The 15729-nt window shown below is 75.6% G+C and carries 13 protein-coding genes; 6 read left to right on the forward strand and 7 right to left on the reverse strand.

What is annotated here, in order from left to right; all coding sequences use genetic code 11:
• Positions 1-26: 26 nt before the first annotated feature.
• Both IE326_RS23315 and IE326_RS23320 read right to left on the reverse strand, forming a co-directional pair.
• On the reverse strand, positions 27-1205 hold the full coding sequence (locus tag IE326_RS23315) for an acyl-CoA dehydrogenase family protein (RefSeq protein ID WP_190042880.1): 1179 nt from the start codon (positions 1203-1205) through the stop codon (positions 27-29).
• Positions 1206-1341: 136 nt separating this feature from the next.
• Positions 1342-1542 carry a hypothetical protein gene (locus tag IE326_RS23320; RefSeq protein WP_030757749.1) on the reverse strand — a complete coding sequence of 67 codons (201 nt, stop codon included), beginning with the start codon at positions 1540-1542 and terminating at the stop codon, positions 1342-1344.
• 162 nt (positions 1543-1704) lie between these two features.
• Here IE326_RS23320 and IE326_RS23325 point away from each other — a divergent pair, with 162 nt between their 5' ends.
• Both IE326_RS23325 and IE326_RS23330 read left to right on the forward strand, forming a co-directional pair.
• On the forward strand, positions 1705-3789 hold the full coding sequence (locus IE326_RS23325) for a SpoIIE family protein phosphatase (protein WP_150226678.1): 2085 nt from the start codon (positions 1705-1707) through the stop codon (positions 3787-3789).
• 124 nt (positions 3790-3913) lie between these two features.
• Positions 3914-4507, forward strand: coding sequence for a hypothetical protein (locus IE326_RS23330; protein WP_190042881.1), 594 nt, complete (start codon positions 3914-3916; stop codon positions 4505-4507).
• 85 nt (positions 4508-4592) lie between these two features.
• Here the strand turns inward: IE326_RS23330 and IE326_RS23335 are convergent, their stop codons facing one another.
• From IE326_RS23335 to IE326_RS23345, 3 genes are all read right to left on the reverse strand, one after another.
• Positions 4593-5990 (reverse strand): NADP-dependent succinic semialdehyde dehydrogenase, encoded by a 1398-nt coding sequence (locus IE326_RS23335; RefSeq protein WP_190042882.1) that lies wholly within the window; start codon positions 5988-5990, stop codon positions 4593-4595.
• 110 nt (positions 5991-6100) lie between these two features.
• Positions 6101-6760 (reverse strand): ThuA domain-containing protein, encoded by a 660-nt coding sequence (locus tag IE326_RS23340; RefSeq protein ID WP_150226681.1) that lies wholly within the window; start codon positions 6758-6760, stop codon positions 6101-6103.
• A 141-nt stretch (positions 6761-6901) separates the two neighbouring features.
• Positions 6902-7639, reverse strand: a complete 738-nt coding sequence (locus IE326_RS23345; RefSeq protein WP_229915583.1) for a Type 1 glutamine amidotransferase-like domain-containing protein — start codon at positions 7637-7639, stop codon at positions 6902-6904.
• Between the two features lie 183 nt (positions 7640-7822).
• Here IE326_RS23345 and IE326_RS23350 point away from each other — a divergent pair, with 183 nt between their 5' ends.
• Positions 7823-8629, forward strand: a complete 807-nt coding sequence (locus IE326_RS23350; protein ID WP_150226682.1) for a class II aldolase/adducin family protein — start codon at positions 7823-7825, stop codon at positions 8627-8629.
• Here IE326_RS23350 and IE326_RS23355 read toward each other — a convergent pair.
• A complete protein-coding gene (locus IE326_RS23355) occupies positions 8593-9243 on the reverse strand; it encodes a TetR/AcrR family transcriptional regulator (RefSeq protein WP_150226683.1) in 651 nt (216 codons plus the stop codon). The genes IE326_RS23350 and IE326_RS23355 overlap by 37 nt on opposite strands.
• A gap of 127 nt (positions 9244-9370) precedes the next feature.
• On the opposite strand from IE326_RS23355, the gene IE326_RS23360 reads away from it, so the two are divergent.
• The 3 genes from IE326_RS23360 to IE326_RS23370 all read left to right on the forward strand — a co-directional run bounded on the left by IE326_RS23360 (position 9371) and on the right by IE326_RS23370 (position 14017).
• Positions 9371-12052, forward strand: a complete 2682-nt coding sequence (locus tag IE326_RS23360) for an FHA domain-containing protein (RefSeq protein WP_190042883.1) — start codon at positions 9371-9373, stop codon at positions 12050-12052.
• 226 nt (positions 12053-12278) lie between these two features.
• Positions 12279-13013, forward strand: a complete 735-nt coding sequence (locus tag IE326_RS23365) for an SH3 domain-containing protein (protein ID WP_373310251.1) — start codon at positions 12279-12281, stop codon at positions 13011-13013.
• The gene (locus IE326_RS23370; RefSeq protein WP_150226685.1) at positions 13013-14017 is read left to right on the forward strand and encodes a serine/threonine-protein kinase; all 1005 of its coding nucleotides are present in this window, start codon (positions 13013-13015) and stop codon (positions 14015-14017) included. The genes IE326_RS23365 and IE326_RS23370 overlap by 1 nt, the downstream gene beginning before the upstream one ends.
• Positions 14018-14029: 12 nt before the next feature.
• Here IE326_RS23370 and IE326_RS23375 read toward each other — a convergent pair whose 3' ends face one another.
• Positions 14030-15445, reverse strand: coding sequence for a streptophobe family protein (locus IE326_RS23375; protein WP_229915584.1), 1416 nt, complete (start codon positions 15443-15445; stop codon positions 14030-14032).
• Between the last annotated feature and the right edge of the window lie 284 nt (positions 15446-15729).

Consider the following 15729-nt stretch of genomic DNA (forward strand, 5'->3'; position numbering starts at 1 on the left):
CGCCGGGAGGCCCGCCCCGGCGCGGCTCAGCGGCGGACGCGGGGCATGCCCAGGCCGATCCAGGAGATGATCTCGCGCTGGATCTCGTTGTTGCCGCCGCCGAAGGTGAAGATGACGGCGGAGCGGTAGCCGCGTTCCAGTTCGCCGTGGAGGACGGCGCCGGGGGATCCCTCCTTGAGGGCGCCGGCCGCGCCGACGACCTCCAGGAGGGCGGCGTAGGCGTCGCGGCGGGCCTCGGAGCCGTAGACCTTGACGGCGGAGGCGTCCTGGGGGGTGAGGGTGCCGTGGTGGACGGCGTTCACCATCTGCCAGTTGAGCAGCTTCATGGCGTCGAGGCGGGCGTGGGTGCGGGCCAGGGTGCGGCGGACCCAGGGGAGGTCGATGACGCGGCGGCCGTCGGACAGGAGCGTGTCGGCGGCCCAGCGGCGGACGTCGTGGAGGGCGCGGATGGCCATCGTGCCGTGGGCGGCGAGGGTGACGCGCTCGTGGTTGAGCTGGTTGGTGATGAGCCGCCAGCCCTTGTTCTCGTCGCCCACGCGGCGGGTGACGGGCACGCGGACGCCGTCGTAGTAGCTGGCCGTGGTGTCGTGCGAGGCGAGGGTGTTGATCACCGTGCAGGAGTAGCCGGGGTCGGTGGTCGGCACCAGGAGCATGGTGATGCCCTTGTGGGGGGCGGCGTCCGGGTCGGTGCGGACGGCGAGCCAGACCCAGTCGGCGGTGTCGCCGTTGGTCGTCCAGATCTTCTGCCCGTCGACGACGTACGCGTCGCCGTCGCGGACCGCGCGGGTCTTCAGGGCGGCGAGGTCGGTGCCGGCGTCGGGCTCGCTGTAGCCGATGGCGAAGTCGAGCTCGCCGGAGAGGATCCGGGGCAGGAAGTACGCCTTCTGCTCCTCCGTGCCGAACCGCATGATCGTCGGGCCGACGGTGTTCAGCGCCATGAGCGGCAGCGGCACGCCCGCCTGGGCGGCCTCGTCGAAGAAGATGAACTGCTCCATCGGGGTGAGGCCGCGGCCGCCGTACTCGACGGGCCAGCCGACGCCGAGCCAGCCGTCCGCGCCGAGGCGGCGGATCGTCTCGCGGTAGAAGCGCTTCTGGGCTGCCGGGTCCCCGTACCGGCCGTGCACGTCCTCGGGGACCAGCTCCGCGAAGTAGGCGCGCAGTTCGGCGCGCAGGCGGCTCTGTTCCGGCGTGTACTGAAGGTGCATCCCGGCCTCCCGTGACGGCTGTCGGCGTCGGCATCCCCGGCACGACGGCGGTCACGGTAGAACGTGTTCCACAAATGTGGAAGGCCCGGGGCGGCGCCGCGTGCCGCGCCGCTCCCGGGTCCCTGCTCGCGGGGAGCTACGGAAGGAGTTCGTCCAGGGAGGCGCGGCCCTTCTCCGCCATCCTGCGTTCGGCCCAGGCCAGGGTCTCCGGCGTCACGTCCCGGCCGGAGGCGAGGACCAGGTCCTCCGCCGTGAACTCGCCCTCCGCGCCGGAGTGCAACAGCCGGTCGGGCGTCGGCACGTCCGTCGAGGACGTCTCGTCGGGCTCAGTGTTCATGCCGTCTCCTCCATGCTTTCTGCGGGTGGGGTCCCGGCACTCGCCATTCTCGTGTCCGCCCCCGCGCCCCGCATCCGGGCGTCCGCCGGGGACCGGGGCCGGACGCGGCACACCGTGTCGCAGCCATGGCGTCGGCGGGGCGCGGGTTCGACAATGAGGAGGATGACCGATGACGACCCGCGTGCGCGCAGTGGCGAGATCGGGCCCGCCGAGTGGCTCGCCATGAACCGGACCGGCAGCTTCGACTGGGATCTCGACACGGGCACCATCGATGTCGACGCCACCGGGCTGCTGGTCTTCGGCGTGTCCCCCGGCGGCTTCGACGGGCGGCCGGTGACGCTGGTGGAGCGGCTGGAGCCGGCCGAGCGGATGCGGCTCGACCGGGTGGTCCGGGCCGCGGTGAGCGGCGGCGACACCTCGTACAGCACGCACTTCCCGATCCCGCAGGACGACGGGACACCCCATTGGACGCACGTCCTCGCGCGGATCCTGCGGGACGGGGACGGGCGGGCGCACCGGATCGTGGGGGCGGTGCGGGACACCACCGCCGAGGTGTCGCACGCGGCCTTCGTGCAGCAGCTGGAGAAGCGGCGCGAGGTGCAGACGAGCATCGTCGAGCGGACCACGCACGCGCTGTCGCGGGCGGTGACCGTGGACGACGTGACGGCGGCGCTGACCGGCCCGGGCGGCCTCGCCCGGCTGGGCGCGGACGGGCTCGCGCTGGGGCTCGTCGAGAACGGCTCGCTGAACGTGATCGCACTGAGCGGCGACCGCCTGGAGGTGCTCGACGGGCTGCGGACCCGGCGCCTCGACCGGGGACTGCCGCTGGCGGAGGCGGTGCTGAGCGGCCGGCCCCGGTTCGTGTCCTCGTTCGCCGCGCTGGGCCGTGACTTCCCCGAGCTGGCGCCCTACCTGGAACGGCTGCCGTTCCGCGCGGCCTGCTACCTGCCGCTGGTGGCGCAGGCGCGGTCGCTGGGCGGCATGGCGCTGTTCTACCGGGGCCGCACCGCCTTCACCGCCGACGAGCGGAACCTGGCCCTCGGCCTCGCGGCGATCGTCGCCCAGTCGCTCCAGCGGGCGATCCTCTTCGACGAGGAGCGGGAACTGGCCACCGGGCTCCAGGAGACGATGCTGCCGCGCCGGATCCCGGAGATCACCGGCGGGGAGATCGCCGTCCGCTACCACGCGGCGTGGAGCGGACGGCAGGTCGGCGGGGACTGGTACGACGTGATCGCGCTGCCCCGCGGCCGGGTCGGGATCGTCGTCGGGGACGTGCAGGGCCACGACACGCACGCCGCCGCGATCATGGGGCAGCTGCGGATCGCGCTGCGGGCGTACGCGGGCGAGGGCCACGCCCCGTCGACGGTCCTCGCGCGGGCCTCCCGCTTCCTCGCCGAACTGGACACCAACCGCTTCGCGACCTGCACCTACGCGCAGGTGGACCTGGCGAGCGGCACCGTGCGGGCGGTGCGGGCCGGGCACCTCGGGCCGCTGATCCGGCACACCGACGGCCGGGTGGGACAGCCGAAGCTGCGCGGCGGGATGCCGCTGGGGCTCGCCACCGTCTTCGGCGAGGAGGAGTTCCCGGAGACCCGGCTGGACCTGGTGCCGGGCGAGACGCTGGTGCTGTGCACGGACGGGCTGGTCGAGCAGCCGGGCACCGACATCGAGGCGGGGCTCGCCGCGCTGTCGGAGGCGGTCAGCAGCGGCCCGCCGCAGGCGGAGGCGATGGCCGACCACCTGTCGGAGCGGCTGTGGGAGCGGTGGGGCTCCGGCGACGACGTGGCCCTGCTCGTGCTGCGGCGCAGCCCCGACCCGGGCACGCCCCGGGCGCCGCGCATCCACCAGTACATCCACCAGGCCGACCCGCAGGGCCTGTCGGACGCGCGGGCGGCGGTGGGGCAGGCGCTGCGGGACTGGGGCATGCCGGAACTGTCCGACGACGCCGAGCTGTTGACGGGCGAGCTGCTGGTGAACGTGCTGCTGCACACCGAGGGCGGCGCGGTGCTCACCCTGGAGGTGCTGCCGGAGCCGGTGCGGCGGGTCCGGCTCTCGGTGCAGGACCGCTCCAGCGCCTGGCCCCGACGGCGTACTCCGGGCGAGGCCGCGACCTCCGGGCGGGGGCTGCTCCTGATGGACGCGCTGGCCTCCCGCTGGGGCGTGGAGCCGCGCGGCGAGGGCAAGGCGGTGTGGTGCGAGATCGGCCCGGCACGGGTGGGCGCGGACGCGGGGGGCGGGAACGGCTGAGGGATCCGGGCCGGGCCGGCCGAGAAATCCGGGCCGGGGCGGGACGGGGTGGGGTGGGGGTGGGCCGGGGTCGGGTGGGCCGGAACGGGGCGCGACCGGACGGGGGCCGGTTCGTTGGACGGGCATGAAGAAGCGCGCGCTCGTCCTCTCCTCGCTCGGCGGGGTCCTGCCGGCCGCCGGCGGGGCGACCGGACTGGCCTTCTACGAGGCCGCGCACGTCGAGCCCACCTTCTGCTTCTGCTCGTACGGCCGGGATTCGGCCGCGCACGTCGCCGGGGACGCCCACCTGCTGGTGGCGGGGACGGTGCGGGAGGCGCGGGCCTACCGGCGGCCGGATCCCTCGGGCCGCGAGGAGCGGGGGGTGCGGGCCCGGGTGGTGCTCGACTCCGCCTACAAGTACGCGGTCCCCGACGCCCACGGGCTCGCCCCGGGCTCCGTCGTGGACGTGGAGCGGACGGCCGGCCCGCACGAGGAGTTCCGGGACCCGCTGGCCGAGGGCCGCCGCTACACCCTGTCGCTGTTCCCGACGGCGGACGGGGCCGGGGCCGCGTACGCCGCGGAGGCGGTGGCGGAGGAGCCCCGCCGGGCCGCGGGCGACGCGCGCTGGCGGCCGGCGGTCGGCGACGCGGAGCGGCTGCCCGACGCGTGCGACGGGCAGCGCCGGGCGCACGCCGAGGAGTACGGCGCGGACGACGTGCTGCGGGAGTGGCTGTCGTGACGGCCCGGGCGGGCCGCGCCGGGACGGCGGCGGCCCCGGGCGTCCCGGCGGGCTCCGGCGGCTTCCGGAGTGGCGCCGCGGCCGCTCAGGCCCGCTGCCAGACCGTGGTGGCGTTGCAGAACTCCTTGATGCCGTGGCCGGACAGCTCCCGTCCGTACCCCGAGCGCTTGATCCCGCCGAAGGGGAGCGCCGGGTGGGAGGCGGTCATGCCGTTGACGAAGACGCCGCCGGCCTGGAGGTCGCGGACGAAGAAGTCGACGTCCTCGTCGCGGCGCGTCCACACGTTGGAACTCAGGCCGAACGGCGAGTCGTTGGCGACGGTCACCGCCTCCTCGGCGTCCCGGACCGGGTAGACGGTGGCGACCGGGCCGAAGGTCTCCTCCTGGTGGATCCGCATGGCGGGGGTGATGCCGGCGAGGACGGTCGGCCGGTAGTACCAGCCGCCGGCGAGCGCCGGCGCGTCGGGCCGGGCGCCGCCGCACAGGACGCGGGCGCCCTTCCGCACGGCGTCGTCGACGAGCTCCTCCAGGTCGGCGCGGCCCTTCTCGGTGGCGAGCGGGCCGACGTCGGTGGACTCGTCGAGCGGGTCGCCGACGGTGAGGGCGTTCATGGCGGCGGTGAAGCGTTCGGTGAAGTCCTCGTAGACGTCCTCGTGGACGATGAACCGCTTGGCGGCGATGCAGGACTGGCCGTTGTTCTGCACGCGCGCGGTGACGGCGGTCTTCACGGCCCGGACGATGTCGGCGGAGGGCATCACGATGTACGGGTCGCTGCCGCCGAGCTCCAGGACGGTCTTCTTGACGACGTCGCCGGCGACGGAGGCGACGGCCCGCCCCGCGGGTTCGCTGCCGGTGAGGGTGGCGGCGGCCACGCGCGGGTCCCGCAGCACCCCCTCGACCTCGGCGGAGCCGATGAGGAGGGTCTGGAAGCAGCCGTCGGGGTAGCCGGCGCGGCGGAACAGGTCGCCGAGGTAGAGCGCGGTCCTCGGCACGTTGGAGGCGTGCTTGAGGAGTCCGGTGTTCCCGGCCATGAGGGCGGGCGCGGCGAAGCGGATCACCTGCCAGAGCGGGAAGTTCCACGGCATGACGGCGAGGACGGGGCCGAGCGGCCGGTAGTGGACGCGGGCCCGGTCGGCGCCCGAGTCGCGGACGTCGCTCTCGGCCGGGTGCTCGTCGGCGAGGAGTTCCGCGGCGTGCCGGGCGTACCAGCGCATGGTCTTGGCGCACTTGCCGGCCTCGGCGCGGGCGGCCGTGAGGGGCTTGCCCATCTCCAGGGTCATGGTGCGGGCGATGTCCTCGGTGTCCTCGTCGAGGAGGGTGGCGGCGGCCCGCAGCAGCCGGGCCCGCTCCGCGAACGGCGTGGTGCGCCAGTGGCGGAACGCCTCGTGGGCGGCGGCGATCCGCCGTTCCACCTCGTCCGGCCCGTGTGCCTCGTAGGTGCGCAGCGTCTCGCCGGTGGCGGGGTTCACGGTGGCGATGGCCATGGCCTTCTCCTCCTGCGTCGTCCCCCACCGGAAACCTCCCGCTTCCCGGCCCCGGGCGCAAGGGGGCGGGTGCGGTGGAGTGACGCGGCCCTCCGCCACGCGCGCGTGCGTCAGCCGAGCAGCCAGGCCAGCGCCCCGTCGAGGTGGGCGCGGAAGACCGGGTCGCGGTACGCCTCCGGGGCGTGGCCGAGGGCCGTGAAGAGGAAGCGGCCCCGGTCGACGCTCCGGCACCAGGCGAGCGGGTGGTCGTCGCCGAGCGTGCCCCCCTCGTACGCGGTCTCGTCGGCCCGCAGCAGGACGCGGGCGCCCGGGACGCGCGGGTGGGAGGTGTACTCGTACCACTCGTCCGTCCACTCCCAGCGGGGCGGCAGCGGGGCGCAGGCGGGGTGCGCGGGGTCCTCGACGAGGACGGCGCCGGGCTGGAGCGGGGGGTGGCCGGCGAAGCGGGTGCCGAGGAGCTCGCCGTAGAAGGGCCAGTCGGGTTCGGCGTTGGCGGCGGCGTGCACGGCGAGGAGGGACCCGCCGCCCCGCAGGTACGCCTCCAGGGCGGTGCGGCCCCCGGGGGTGAGGACGGTGCCGGTGGTGGAGAGCAGGACGACGAGGGCCCGGCCGGCGAGTCCCGCCCCGGAGAAGGCGGCGGGGTCCTCGGTGGTCTCGGCGGTGAGCCCGCGCGCGGCGGCGAGCGCAGCGAGCGCGGCGGCGCCGTCGGGGAGGGAGTCGTGCCGGTAGCCGGCGGTGCGGGTGTAGACGAGGACGTCGGCGGGGGGCACGGGGGCTCCTGGGGGTGGGGGCGAGGGCGGGGGGCGGAGGGTTGGGGACAGAGGGTCAGCAAGCGCTTTCTGGCGTGGTGGTCGCGACCGTAGCCAGCGGAAACCCCGCGCCGCAAGCCCGCCCGGGACCCCCGCCGCGCCTCACGGGGAGCGCGGGCCGTCGCCCCGGCCGAGCAGCCGTCCCGGCAGGGCGCGCTCCACCACCCCGCCCGCCCCGTCCGGCTCCACGCGGTACAACCGGGCCTCCGGCCTGCGGGTCACCACCTCCGCGGGCCTCCCTCCGGCGAACAGCACGCCCACCCCGTCCTCCACGGCCCATCCCGCCGGCAGCGCACCGCCCGCCACGGCGGCCCGGTACGAGGGGCGACGGCCCGGCTCGCCGTCGTAGTGGGGGCAGACCGAGCCGGGCAGCAGCCCCAGGCCGTCGGGCAGCGGGGTCAGCGGGCCGAAGGAGTCGGTGTGCGAGCCCTCCGCCCAGCAGTTCGCCCCGGCGCTGATGCCGCACAGCAGGGTGCCGCCGTCCAGCGCCTCCCGCAGGATCCGGTCGACGCCGTGGGCGCGCCAGACGGCCAGCAGGTTCGCGGTGCTGCCGCCGCCGACGTAGACGACGTCCTGGGCGAGGAGGAAGGAACGCAGGGCCCGGTCGTCGCCCTCCCGCCGGAACAGGGACAGGACCGAGGGCGCGCAGGGGCGGGGCCGGAAGGCGGCGAGGAACTCCTCGGCGTAGCCGGGGGCGTCGCCGCTCGCGGTGGGGACGAAGCACACCCGGGGCCGCGTCGCGCGGGCGTGGCCGAGGACCCAGTCGTCCAGGAGGCCGTCGTCGTCGGTGGAGAACCCTCCGCCGAGCAGGGCCAGTCGGGGTCCGGGCGGAACGGGCACGGGGCGTCCTCCTCCTCGCGTACGGGGCGCACGCGCGCGTGGGGTCCACCCTGCCCGGGCGGCGGGGGGGCCGCCATCGTTTTTCGGGCCGTCCCGATCCATCGGATGCATTGATGCATCGGATGCGTGTCGGTATGTTCTCGCCTCGCCGTGCCCTTTCCTCCGCATCCCCCTGGAGTCGCCATGAGCACCGTGCCGCCCGCCCTCGCCGCCGCCGTCGGGCCGCTGCCCGACGGGGTGGAGCTCCCCCTGCCGCCGACGTTCGACGGCGTCGAGGAGGAGCGCCGGTACCGCAAGGAGCAACTCGCCGCCGGGTTCCGGATCTTCGGACGGTTCGGGTTCTCGGAGGGGGTCGCCGGACACATCACCGTGCGCGACCCGGGCGACCCGGACGCCTTCTGGGTCAACCCGTTCGGCATGAGCTTCAGCCAGATCAAGGCCTCCGACCTGATCCTCGTGGACCACGAGGGACGGGTCCTGGAGGGGCGGCGGCCGGTGAACAGGGCGGCGTTCGTCATCCACTCGCGGGTGCACGCGGCCCGGCCCGACGCGGTCGCGGCGGCCCACTCGCACTCCCTGCACGGGAAGGCGTTCTCCAGCCTCGGCGTCCCGCTGGACCCGATCACCCAGGACGCCTGCGCGTTCTTCGAGGACCACGGCATCTACGACGACTACCGGGGAGTCGTGAACGAGACCGAGGAGGGCGAGCGGGTCGCCAAGGCGCTCGGCCCGCACAAGGCGGTGATCCTGAAGAACCACGGACTGCTGACGGTGGGCCACTCCGTCGCCGAGGCGGTCTGGTGGTTCGTCACCATGGAGCGGTCCTGCCAGGCCCAGCTGCTCGCGATGGCGGCCGGGACCCCGCAGCTCATCGACCGGGAGACGGCGCTGCTCACCCGGGGGCAGATCGGCGGCCACCTGGCCGGCTGGTTCCAGGCCCGGCCGCTGTGGGATCAGATCACGGCGTCCGACCCCGACCTCTTCGACTGAGGCCGGGACGCGGGCCGGGTCGACGCCTCCAGGAGCGCGGGCAGGAACTGCCGCTCCAGGTCGCCCGGCGGCAGCGCCTCCGGCTCCACGTAGCTCTGCGCGAGGCCGCCCTCGCGCAGGGCGATGAGGAGCCGGGCGAACCGGTCGGCGTCCACGGTCAGTTCGCGGCCCGCCCGGCGCAGGACGAGGGTGAGGCCGCGGGCGATCTCGGCCCGCAGCCGCTCGTCGTGCCGGGCCAGCACCCAGGCCGCCTGCGGGTCCCGGATGGCGTGCAGGGTGAACTCGGTGGTGACCAGGTACCAGTCGCGCTCGTCCGGTTCGATGGCGGCGGCCAGTTCCGCGAGCCGGGTGAGGGTGTACTCCTCGGCGGTCAGCGCGTCGATCGAGGCGGCGAGCCGGCTCACCGTCCGCTCGCTGTGCTCGTCGAAGAGGGCGAGGAAGAGCTCTTCCTTGCTGGCGAAGTTCGAGTAGTACGCGCCCCGGGTGTAGCCGGCGCGCTCGCAGACCTGCTCGATGGTGGCGGCGTGGAAGCCGTGCTCGGCGAAGGTCTCCAGGGCGGCCCTCAGGAGCGCCGCCCGGGTGCGCGGCCGCCGTCTCGTGACGCCTTTCGGCACGTCCGCGTCCTCCCATCGTCCCGGCGCCGCTCCCCGCGGCGCCCGGCGCCCACCCTACCGGCGCGCGGCGACCGCCCGCCGGGTCCTGCGCCGGGCGGCCCGGGGCCCCTGCGGATAGGATTCACGCATGGGAGAGCGGCCGGTCGCGCCCGCCGCACCCGGCCTGGTCCTGCTCGTCGACGGGGTCACGACGCGCATGGACCCGGGCCGTGTCTACCACGTCGGGCGTGACCCCACCAGCGACATCGTGCTCGCCGACGCCCGGGCGTCCTGGCACCACGCGGTGCTCCGCGCCGCCGGCGGCCGGTGGACCCTCGCCGACGAGGACAGCACCAACGGCACCTACGCGGACGGCGTGCGGGTCCGGCTCCCCCGGGTCGTCGGCCCGGGCACGGTCGTCCGCTTCGGCCACCCCGAGGACGGCCCCCGCGCGGTCCTCACCGCGCCCCCGGAGACGGCCCCGCGAGGGGCGGCGCCGAGGGATGCGGCACCCGGGGAGGCCGTACCGGGGGACGCTGTGCCCGGGGAAGCGGTCCCGGAAGAGGCCGCGCCGGAGGGCACGGGCCCGCCGGAGGCCGGGCCCCCGTGGGAAGCGGCCCCGCCGGAGGCGCCTCCGCCCGAGGCCGCGCCTCCGCCGCCCCCGTCTCCCCCCGAGGCCGCCGCGGCCGCACCGGATCCGCCGCCCCCACCGGGCTCCTCCACGGCGCCCCCGCCCGCGGAGCCCGTACCCGGGGAAGACGCCCGGGGCGGGGCGGCCGGGGACGGGCCCCGGCTCGCGGGGGTGTCGCGGCCGGGGGCGACCGGGACCTTCCGGCGGCCCACGGCGATCCGGCCACTGCCCGAGCACACCGTGCGGATCGGACGGGCGCCGGACAACGACGTCGTCGTCGCCGACCTGGTGGTCTCGCGCCACCACGCGGAGCTGATCGCCCGGCCGGACGGGACGTACTGGATCCACGACCTCGGCAGCCACAACGGCACCTTCCTCAACGGCGGTCTCGTGGTCGAACCCGTCCGGGTCACGGCGGACGACATCGTCGGCATCGGCCGCAGCGCGTTCTGCCTGGCCGGCGGGCAGCTCGTCGAGTTCACCGACACCGGCGAGGTCTCCCTCGACGTGCAGGAACTCGCCGTCACCGTCGACCACGGCCGCAAGACCCTCCTCGACGGGGTGTCGTTCCCGGTCGGCGAGAAGACGCTGCTCGCCGTCGTCGGCCCGTCCGGGGCCGGCAAGTCCACCCTGCTCGGGGCGCTCACCGGACAGCGGCCCGCCGACCGGGGCACGGTCCTCTACGACGGCCGCGACCTGTACCGGGACTACGCCGAACTGCGCCAGCGCATCGGACTCGTCCCGCAGGACGACATCCTGCACCTCCAGCTGACCGTCCGCCGCGCCCTCGCGTACGCCGCCGAACTGCGCTTCCCCGGCGACACCGCGCCCGCCGAGCGCCACGCGCGCGTGGCGGAGGTGATCGGCGAACTGGGCCTCGCGGAACGGGCCGACCAGCCGATCCACAGCCTCTCCGGCGGGCAGCGCAAACGGGTCAGCGTCGCCCTGGAACTGCTGACGAAACCCTCCCTGCTCTTCCTCGACGAGCCGACCTCCGGCCTCGACCCGGGCATGGACCGCTCGGTGATGCACATGCTGCGCGGGCTCGCGGACGACGGCCGCACGGTCGTCGTGGTCACCCACAGCGTGCTCAGCCTGGACGTCTGCGACCGGCTCCTCGTGCTCGCCCCGGGCGGCCGGGTCGCCTACTACGGGCCGCCCGAAGACGCCCTGGGCTTCTTCGGCTACGCGCAGTGGCCCGAGGCGTTCGAAGCCTTCGAGACCGACCGGGACCGGGACTGGGCGGGACGGTACCGGCAATCCCGCTTCCACCGGCGGTACATCGAGGACGCCACGGTCCGGCCCTACGCGCCGCAGGCCGGGGCGACCGGAGCGTCCGGGGCGTCCGGGGTCCCCGCCGCGCCTCCCCCGCCGCCTCCGAAGGCGCAGAGCTGGGGCGGGCAGCTGCGGACCCTGGTCCGGCGGTACGCCGCCGCGCTCTCCGCCGACCGCACCTTCCTGGCCATCATGGTCGCCCTGCCGTTCGTGATGGGCGCGATGGCCCGGGCCCTCTCCGAGGGCGAGCTCAACCCCGAGTCCACCCTGAACGTGTTCCTGATCCTCTGCGTCGGCGGCGTCCTCACCGGCGCCGCGAACGCGGTCCGCGAACTGGTGAAGGAACGCTCGATCTACCGCCGCGAGAGAGCCGTCGGCCTCTCCCGCTCCGCCTACCTCGCCTCCAAGGTCGTCGTCCTCGGCACGGTGACCGTCGTGCAGGCGGTGGTGCTGACGCTCGTCGCCCTGATCGGCGTGCCGCTGAACGCGCCCGGCGGCAAGGGCGTGCTGATGCCCCCGCTGGTCGAGATCACCCTCGCCGTCGCCCTGCTCGCCTTCACCGCGATGATGCTCGGCCTGCTGGTGTCGGCACTGGTCCGCAAGGAGGAGGTGACGATGCCGCTGCTGGTCCTCCTCGCGATCGTCCAGGTGGTGTTCTGCGGCGCGCTGCTGGACGTGCGCGGCACCCCCGTCCTGGAACAGCTGGCCTGGCTGGTGCCCTCGCGGTGGGCGTTCGCCGCGATGGGCGCGACGATCGACATCGGGGCGGTGGCACCGGGCGACAAGACCACCGACCCCCTGATGGACCACACGGCGACGGCCTGGCTCTTCGACATGGGCATGATGGTCGTGCTCTGCCTGGTGCTCGGGCTGGCCGTGTCCCGGCTGCTGCGCCGCCACGAACCCGTCGTCATGCGTCGCTGACCCGCGATCAGGAGGTGGGGCCGTGAGCGTCCCCGACCCCGTGTCGGATTTTGGATCCAGCAGGCGGGATTTTGGATCCAACATCCCGGACGATGGATTCCGGATCCAAGATGCTGGATCCAATATCCCAGGTAACGGATCCAATATCCCGAGTAATGGATCCGATATTCCGGAGGGTGGATTCGATATCTCGGCTCATGGATCCGATTTCCGCCCCACGCATGTGGTGCCGCGCGGCGGCCTGCCCTCCTGGGAGGCCCCCGACCCGGGATTCCCGACGGCCCCGCTGGACGCCTTCCTGCCGGTGCGGCTGACGGAGCGGGCCGGTGACTGGGGGCGGGTGCTGTGCTCGAACGGCTGGTCCGCGTGGGTGGACGCGCGGCTGCTCGTGACGGTCCCGGAGGATCCGCCGGCGGCGGGGTCGGGGCTCGCGCGGACGGCCGACCCACGGCCGCTCATCGCGCGCGCGGAGGACGCCCTGGGCCGCTACCGGCGGGCCGTGGAGGAGCTGGCGGCGGGCCGGGCGGACGGGGAGACCTTCCGGCGGCGCACCCGGGGGCTGCGGGTCGGGATGGTCGTCGACGGGGAGTCCGTGTGGCTGTACGACGCGGAGCACGAACGCTGGGCGTACTGCGACGGCCTCGGCCTGGCGACGTACGCGGCCTCCTCGAAGCCCTCCCGCGCGACCGCCCCGCCCCGGCCCCCCGGCCCCGCCGCCGGGCCCGAGCCGGCTGCGGAGCCCGACCCCGAGGCCGAGCCGGCTCCCGGACCCGAGGCCGGGACCGGGACCGAGCCCGCTCCGGGGGTGCGGCCGGTGCCGACGGCTCCCGGGGCTCCGGTGGCGTACGAGCCGACGCAGGTGGTGCCGCGGGTCGGTCCGGGGGCGGCTGACGCCGGGCCGCCACCGCCGCCGACGCGGGTCGTGGAGCGGCCGCCCGGGGCGGCGGAGGGCGGGGAGTGATGGCGGGGCGGGACGGGGCGCGGGACACGGGGCTTCCGGCGGGGCGGCCGTCGGGGCTCGTGGGGAAGGAGATCGCCGGGTACCGGGTGGAGGCGGAGATCGGGCGCGGCGGGATGGCCGTCGTCTACCGGGCGCGGGACCTGCGGCTGGACCGGACGGTGGCGCTGAAGCTGCTGGCGCCGGAGCTGGCCCGCAACGACACCTTCCGGAAGCGGTTCGCGCACGAGTCCCGGGTGGCGGCGTCGATCGACCACCCGCACATCGTGCCGGTCTTCGAGGCGGGCGAGACGGAGGGCGTCCTGTACATCGCGATGCGGTACGTGGCGGGGCAGGACCTGGTGGCGCTGCTGGCCCGGGAGGGGCCGCTGCCGCCCCCGACGGCGGTGCGGATCGCGGCGCAGGTGGCGTCGGCGCTGGACGCGGCGCACGCGCACGACCTGGTGCACCGGGACGTGAAGCCGGGGAACGTCCTGGTGGCGGAGGGCACCGACCGGGACCATCCGGAGCACGTGTACCTCACGGACTTCGGGTTGACGAAGAAGTCGCTGTCGCTGACGGGGTTCACCACGGTGGGCGAGTTCGTGGGCACGCTGGACTACGTGGCGCCGGAGCAGATCTCGGGGAAGCCGGTGGACGGGCGCTGCGACGTGTACGGGCTGGCGTGCGTGGTCTTCGAGACGCTGGCCGGGGTGCCGCCGTTCCGCCGCGAGACGGACTGGGCGGTGCTGTGGGCGCAGCAGTACGACCCGCCGCCCCCGCTGGCCGAGCACCGGCCGGGGCTGCCGGAGGCGGTGGACGCGGTGTTCGCGCGGGCGCTGGCGAAGACGCCGGAGGAGCGGTACGGGACGTGCCTGGAGTTCGTCGCGGAGCTGCGGGCGGCCCTGGCCCGGGCCCCGGGCGGCCCCGCGCCGGCGACCGGACCGGGGCACCGGTCGCCGGGGCCGCCGCGGGAACCTCCGGGGTGGGCCCGTCCGGTGTTCCGGCGCCTGGACGTCCGTCCCTAGATCCCCGGCGCCCTAGATCCCTGGCGCCCCAGGTCCGTGGGCCCCTGCCGTGGGCCCCTGGCTCTCCGGCGCTCCCTTGCGGGGGCCGGGGGCGTCGGTGGGGAGGCGGCCCGGGTGGCGGAGGCGGGGGGCGAGGAGGCCGGCGAGGAAGCCGGTGGCGAGGCCCCAGAGGAGGGCGAGGCCCGCGGTGCGCCACACGTCGGGCCGGAGCACGACCTCGCCGCCGAGACCGCCCAGGTCGCCGATGCCGAGGACCGACAGGCCGAAGCGCGCCTCGACGAGGGTGAGGGGGGTGATGGCGAGCATGGTGAGGCCGAAGCCGACGCCGAGGTGCAGGGCGTGCCGCCAGGCCGGCACGCCGGCCGGGGACCGTACGGCGGCGAGGAGGGCGGCGGCGAGGACGAGGACGGCGGCGACGGGCAGCAGCCACCAGGCGCGGGCGTCCTGGGCGGCGAGCGAGGAGAGGTCCACCGTGGACAGGCCGGTGCCGTCGCCGTCGCGGAGGACGGCGTCGAGGACCTGGGGCATGGGCAGGCCGAAGGGGCCCTCGACGCGGCCCTCCCAGGAGCCGCCGATGCCGACGCCGAGGGCGAGCCAGCTGACGTTGGGGAGGCCCAGGAGGAGGACGGCGAGGGTCTCGGCGGCGTGTCCCCTGGTGGCGGCGACGACCAGGCCGACTGCCACGTACGCGAGGAGGAGCAGGAGCATCGCCGAGGCGGCGGGCCGGATCGCCTGCTGGTGGCGCAGCAGGCGCGCGGGGAGGGGGCTGGCGCGGGAGACGAGGAGGGCGACGAGGAGCACGCCGAGGATCCACAGGAGGCCGTGGCCGAGGGTGGGGCCGAGGAGGGTGCGGAAGCCGACGGTGGGGTTCGCGGCGTCGAGGAGTTCGCCGAAGAGGTCGGCGAGGGGTTCCTCGGAGGTGCCGGTGTCGCCGAGGGAGAGCCGGAAGTCGTGGCGGGCGAGGGCGGCCAGTCCGGCGAGGGCGGCCAGCCAGAGGACGGTGACGGCGGCGGCGCGGGCCGCGAGGTCGCCGACCCGGACCACGGCGTGGTGGCGGAGCGGGCGGAGGAAGACGGCGCCGGCGGCGAGCGCGCCGAGGAGGGTGACGGTGAGGGGCATCGCGGTCAGTTCGCCCTGGGCGCCGGCGAGGGAGCCGGCCGATCCGGTGATCTCGACCTGTCCTCCGGCGGCCATGACGACGACCGCCGCGAGGACGGCGCCGAAGCCGCCGGGCAGGTCGGCCGCGCCGGCGGCCCAGAGGCCGAGTCCGGCGGTGACGGCCATGACGGCGTAGCCCGCGGCGACGGCGGCGAGGGCCTGGAGGGCGATGCGGAGTCCCGCCCGGACCGGGTCGCCGGCGGCGCCGGGGGTGCCCGGGCCGGTGGCGGGGGGCGGAGTGGTGGGGAGCCGACTGCTCACCCTGACCACGCTAGTCCGGCCCGGGCGGCTCCGCCTGCGGGTGCGGTGCGTCCGGCCCCTCTCCCCGCTCCCTCCGCCCGTGCCGACCGGCTCCTCCGTTCGTCCGGTCCCTCCCCCTGCCCCCTTCGTCCGTACCGGTCGGCGGGCCGTCGGAGGGGAGCGCCGGCCGGCCCGCCGCGCGGGTCGGTGACGTTCGGTGAACACGGCCGCATAGGAGGCATCCCTAACCCGATCCCGCGCCGCCAAACGGGCTTCCGACCGACGATGCGATAACGCTCCGGAAGCGCCGCGAG

Origin of the sequence: Streptomyces filamentosus (assembly GCF_014654895.1) — a bacterium.
Lineage (GTDB): Bacteria > Actinomycetota > Actinomycetes > Streptomycetales > Streptomycetaceae > Streptomyces > Streptomyces filamentosus.

Coding starts and splice junctions, on each gene's coding strand:
- IE326_RS23315 (WP_190042880.1), bottom strand. CDS start 1,205: ATGCACCTTCAGTACACGCCGGAACAGAGCCGCCTGCGCGCCGAACTG.
- IE326_RS23320 (WP_030757749.1), bottom strand. CDS start 1,542: ATGAACACTGAGCCCGACGAGACGTCCTCGACGGACGTGCCGACGCCC.
- IE326_RS23325 (WP_150226678.1), top strand. CDS start 1,705: ATGACCGATGACGACCCGCGTGCGCGCAGTGGCGAGATCGGGCCCGCC.
- IE326_RS23330 (WP_190042881.1), top strand. CDS start 3,914: ATGAAGAAGCGCGCGCTCGTCCTCTCCTCGCTCGGCGGGGTCCTGCCG.
- IE326_RS23335 (WP_190042882.1), bottom strand. CDS start 5,990: ATGGCCATCGCCACCGTGAACCCCGCCACCGGCGAGACGCTGCGCACC.
- IE326_RS23350 (WP_150226682.1), top strand. CDS start 7,823: ATGAGCACCGTGCCGCCCGCCCTCGCCGCCGCCGTCGGGCCGCTGCCC.
- IE326_RS23360 (WP_190042883.1), top strand. CDS start 9,371: ATGGGAGAGCGGCCGGTCGCGCCCGCCGCACCCGGCCTGGTCCTGCTC.
- IE326_RS23370 (WP_150226685.1), top strand. CDS start 13,013: ATGGCGGGGCGGGACGGGGCGCGGGACACGGGGCTTCCGGCGGGGCGG.